Origin of the sequence: Halorubrum sp. Boch-26, assembly GCF_029889805.1 — an archaeon.
Taxonomy (GTDB): Archaea; Halobacteriota; Halobacteria; order Halobacteriales; family Haloferacaceae; genus Halorubrum.
Genome location: NZ_JARANT010000150.1, coordinates 1 through 3,371 on the forward strand (window position 1 = coordinate 1; position 3,371 = coordinate 3,371).

At 68.9% G+C, this 3,371-nt stretch carries 3 protein-coding genes and 2 pseudogenes; 2 read left to right on the top strand and 3 right to left on the bottom strand.

From position 1 onward, the window contains the following. Positions 1–111, bottom strand: a pseudogene (locus OQF71_RS14170) (superoxide dismutase); the annotation flags it as partial. 202 nt (positions 112–313) lie between these two features. On the opposite strand from OQF71_RS14170, the gene OQF71_RS14175 reads away from it, so the two are divergent. Next, positions 314–1,054: a pirin family protein gene (locus OQF71_RS14175; protein ID WP_280588457.1), complete on the top strand. Its 741-nt coding sequence runs from the start codon at positions 314–316 to the stop codon at positions 1,052–1,054. Between the two features lie 26 nt (positions 1,055–1,080). Here OQF71_RS14175 and OQF71_RS14180 read toward each other — a convergent pair whose 3' ends face one another. Both OQF71_RS14180 and OQF71_RS14185 read right to left on the bottom strand, forming a co-directional pair. Further along, the gene (locus OQF71_RS14180; RefSeq protein ID WP_280588458.1) at positions 1,081–1,734 is read right to left on the bottom strand and encodes a protein sorting system archaetidylserine decarboxylase; all 654 of its coding nucleotides are present in this window, start codon (positions 1,732–1,734) and stop codon (positions 1,081–1,083) included. A 2-nt stretch (positions 1,735–1,736) separates the two neighbouring features. Beyond that, a complete protein-coding gene (locus OQF71_RS14185) occupies positions 1,737–2,786 on the bottom strand; it encodes an AAA family ATPase (protein ID WP_280588459.1) in 1,050 nt (349 codons plus the stop codon). Positions 2,787–3,097: 311 nt separating this feature from the next. On the opposite strand from OQF71_RS14185, the pseudogene OQF71_RS14190 reads away from it, so the two are divergent. Further along, positions 3,098–3,371: pseudogene (locus tag OQF71_RS14190) on the top strand (carbohydrate ABC transporter substrate-binding protein); the annotation flags it as partial.

The window sequence follows — 3,371 nt, forward strand, 5'->3', positions numbered from 1 at the left end:
GTTCACGTACCCCTGGTGGTGGGTGTCGTGGTGCCATTCGAGCACCTGCTCGGAGATGTGCGGTTCCAGCGCGTCGTAATCGTACGGTAACGGATCGAGTTCGTAGCTCATGTCTACGACCGGTCGTATGCTCGCCGAACACATGAACGTTCTCTGTAGCGCGTTTTAGTAAGAAATCCGGCTTATCAGATCACAGTTGGTGGAAGTGTAGAGCACTCTTGAGGCGACCAGTCGAATATTCGAGACAGATCTCCGTAACTTCTCGGCTACCGCCGACGGGACGCTTATCAGTGCCGGACTAATCAGAAAACATATGGACATCAACGCGACGACCGACGGATCGGTTCCGGGCGAGCCGGTTCGCCACGGGACGGGCGTGAACTCGAACCGAGCGTTCCCGACCGAGGGGCACCCGTCGAACCTCGACCCGTTCGTCCTCTTCGAACGGTTCTACATCGACCCGGACACGGGGTTCCCGATGCACCCGCACAAGGGGTTCGAGATCGTCTCGTACATGATCGAGGGCGGCATGGAGCACGCCGACTCGCTCGGCGTCGAACACATCGCCCGCGAGGACGGGGCGATGCGGATCACGACCGGGGGCGGTATCCGCCACTCCGAGTTCCCCGCCGACGGCGAGGCCTGTAACGGGCTCCAGCTGTGGGTGAACCTCCCGAGAGACGAGAAGGAGGCCGACCCGGACTACGTCGACGCGAACGCGGAAGAGCTTCCCACGCGGGAAACCGACGGCGCGACCGTCACGACCGTCGTCGGCGAGGGGTCGCCGATCGAGCTCCGCACCCCGATGGAGTACCTCGACGTCCGCGTCGACGACGCGTGGACGTGGACGGTCCCGGACGGGTGGGCCGGGTTCCTGTACGCGGTCGCGGGGAGCGGGTCCGTCGACGGAAGCGCGTTCGGCGAGGGCGACGTCTTCCCGACCCGAGCGGGCGGCGAGTTCGCGGTCGCGACCGACGGTGACCTCCGGCTCGTCGCCGTCTCGGGGCGGCCGCACGACGAGCCGATCCGGCAGCAGGGGCCGTTCGTCTTATAAAAGTAGCCGACAGACGGCGACCGCGTTCACTTCCGCTCGGCGGTGTCGTCCGCCCGCTCGGCGATGATCGTCTCGCCCGCGCGGACGGCGTCGCCCTCGCGCACGAGGAGGTCCCCTTTGCCCACGTCAGCGGGGAGGATCACGTCCGCGCGCGAGCCGAACGAGACGTGTCCGACGCGCTCGCCGCGGTCGACGGCGTCGCCGGCTTCCACGGCGGGGTGGATCCGACGGGCGAACCAGCCGGCGATGACCAGCAGCTCGTACTCGCCGAAGTCGATCGCGACCTGCTCGTTGCGGTCGGACTCCTTGCTGAACGCGGGCCGGTTCGCGCCGGGTCGGTGTCGCACCTCCCGGATCTCGCCCGCTATCGGCGCGCGGTTCACGTGCACGTCGGTGACGTTCATGAAGACGCCCACCCGCAGGCGGTTCCCCTCCTCGCGCACGACCGAGACGGTGCCGTCGGCGGGCGCGACGACGACCCCCTCCGCGTCCGGCGGAGCGCGGTCGGGGTCGCGGTGGAACCAGAGGACCCCGAGCGCGAGCGCGACGAAGGCCGCGCCGACCGGGGGGAGGAAGGGGAGCGTCACGGCCCCGACGAGGGCGGGAACGAGCGCCAGCCGCCACGCCTCGTCGACGACGTGGAACGGGAGGACGCGCGCGAGGGGCGGGTTCCGGGCCATCGTCAGGCCTCCACCCGGTCGCGGAGGTCGGGTCGGAGCGCCGTCCGGCCGGCCGCCCACGCGCCGAGCAGGTGCGTAAGGTGGATCCGGTCGTCGAGGCCGTCGGTGAGGTCGAGGTCGGCCTCGCCGGCGAGCACGTGGAGCCGCGCGAGGTCGTCGCCACCGTACTCGGAGCCGGCGCGGGCGACCCGAAGGACCTCTCGGAGGAGCTCCTCGCCGTCGTACCCGCCCTCGTCGAGGAGGTCGTCGAGGGTCGACCGCGCGTCCTTCAGGTCGCCGGCGCGGGCGTCGGCGAGCGCCTCGCGGATCGCGTCGTCGTCGCCCACCTCGCCGAGCGTCTCGTAGGCGGTCGACATGGTGATCTCGTCGCCCTCGACCGCCGTCGCCTGCGCCGAGAGGATCGCCCTGCGGAGGTCGCCGCCGGCCGCGCTGGCGACGAACTCTAGCCCGTCGCCGTCGTACTCCACCCCCTCCCGCTCGCAGATCGTTTCGAGGACGTCGATCGTTTCGTCGGTCGTCGGCGCGCGCACCCGCACCGGGAAGCACCGCGACCGGATCGGCGCGATGAGCTTCGACGGCTGGCGGGTGGCGATCACGAACTGCGTGGTGCGGTGGTGCTGCTCCATCACGCGTCGGAGCGCCTGCTGGAAGTCCTCGCGGATCGACTCGGCGTTGTCGAGCAGGACCGTCTTGTACTCGCCCGACATCGGCGCGTACGACGCCGACTCCTTCAGCACGCGGTTGATCATGTCGCGTTTCGCCATCCGGCTCCGCCCCTGCAGGAACCCCTCGAAGCGGGGATCGGTCCGGATCTCCTTTTTCGTCCGGCCGAAGAAGTCGGCGACGTTGATCTCGATCAGGTCGCTCTCGGGGTTCTCGTGGGCGGCGCGGGTCAGCGCCCGCGTCGCCGCCGTCTTCCCGACGCCCGGCGGCCCCTGCACGACGAGGTTCATCGGCTCGTCGACCGCGCGCTCCAGCCGCTCGCGGGCCTCGTCCTGGCGGATCTCGTCGAGCGCGGGAGCGTGCGCATCGATCCACAGCGGTCCGTCCATGCAGCGTTGATCCGGACCGAGCGCTCAAGAATCGGTCGGTACGCCACGTCGGCGGGTCGGTGCGCCACGTCGGCGAACCGGTTCGGCTCGGAGGTCGGGAACGGACCGCTGATCGTCCCCAATTTGTTACGATCGGCCCCGACTAAATCGTTCAGAAAGGGGTTGTCGACGGCGTCCCGAAGCGGGCGTTCATTTCCTCATTCCCACGTATAGCCCGTTTACGGCGGTTTGGTCTGTGATCCGTTTTTTAATAAGATTTTGAGTAAATAAACATCAATCGTTAAGTATGGGGCATCCGAACCCGTGGACACATGTCACGTGACAACAGCGCAAGCTCGGAGAACCGACTCACCCGCCGCCACTACGTGGCCGGCGCCGGGTCCCTCGCGACCGTGGGGATCGCCGGCTGTTCCGGCGGTGGCGACGGCAGCGACGGCAGCGACGGCAGCGACGGCAGCGACGGCAGCGACGGCAGCGACGGCAGCGACGGCAGCGACGGCAGCGACGGCGGCTCCGGCGACCCCGTCGAAGTGCTCCACGGCTGGACCGGCGGCGACGGCGCCGCGGCGGCCGAGGCGCTAGAGG